This window comes from Streptomyces sp. NRRL B-1140, assembly GCF_001280065.1.
In the GTDB taxonomy this organism is placed as follows: Bacteria; Actinomycetota; Actinomycetes; order Streptomycetales; family Streptomycetaceae; genus Streptomyces.
This window is the reverse complement of sequence record NZ_LGEA01000165.1, coordinates 1-805: the sequence shown is the minus strand read 5'-3', so window position 1 is coordinate 805 and position 805 is coordinate 1. Positions and strand designations below refer to the sequence as shown.

Here is an 805-nt window from a genome sequence, read left to right as displayed (position 1 = left end):
GCAGGCGGCGGCCGGTGTGGGCGGGGTCATCAAGATGGTGGAGGCGATGCGGCACGGTGTGCTGCCCAAAACCTTGCACGTGGATGAGCCGACGCCGCATGTGGAGTGGCCGGAGGCGGTGCGGTTGCTGACGCGGGAGCGGGAGTGGCCGGAGTCGGAGGGTCCGCGCCGGGCTGCGGTGTCGTCGTTCGGGGTGAGCGGCACCAACGCGCACGCGGTGCTGGAACAGGCACCGGCCGAGGAACCCGAGGCCGACGAGAGCGCCGAGGACACCGGCCCCTGGGCGTGGACGGTCTCGGGCCGCACACCGGAGGCCGTGATCGCCCAGGCCGGGAACATCGCCGCGTTCGCCGCGGAGCGGCCCGGCCTGCGCACCGGGGACATCGCGGTGTCGCTGGCGACGACCCGGACACGGCTGGAACACCGCGCCGCAGTAGTCGCCGCCGACCGGGACGAACTGATCGCCGCCCTGCGCGACCTGACCGCCGACGACGTCACGGCGATCTCCGCGGACAACGAGACGGCCTTCCTGTTCGCGGGGCAGGGGGGTCAGTACGCGGGGATGGGCCGTGAGCTGGCGGAGAGGTTCCCGGTGTTCGCGGAGGCGTTCGGGCGGGCGGCGGCGGAGATCGACCGTCGTCTGGGGGCGGAGCATCCGGTGGCGGATGTGGCGTTCGGCATGCCTGGTACGGAGGGGTTGCTGGACCGGACGCTGTACACGCAGACGGCGTTGTTCGCGTTGCAGGTGGGTCTGTTCCGGCTGTACGAGCACTGGGGTGTGCGGCCCGCGGTGCTGGTGGGGCAT

Annotated in this window: 1 protein-coding gene; it reads left to right on the top strand. The window is 72.5% G+C overall.

What is annotated here, in order from left to right:
- Positions 1-805: ketoacyl-synthetase C-terminal extension domain-containing protein (locus ADK65_RS35520; protein WP_159038866.1), on the top strand; the 805-nt coding region annotated here is incomplete at both ends.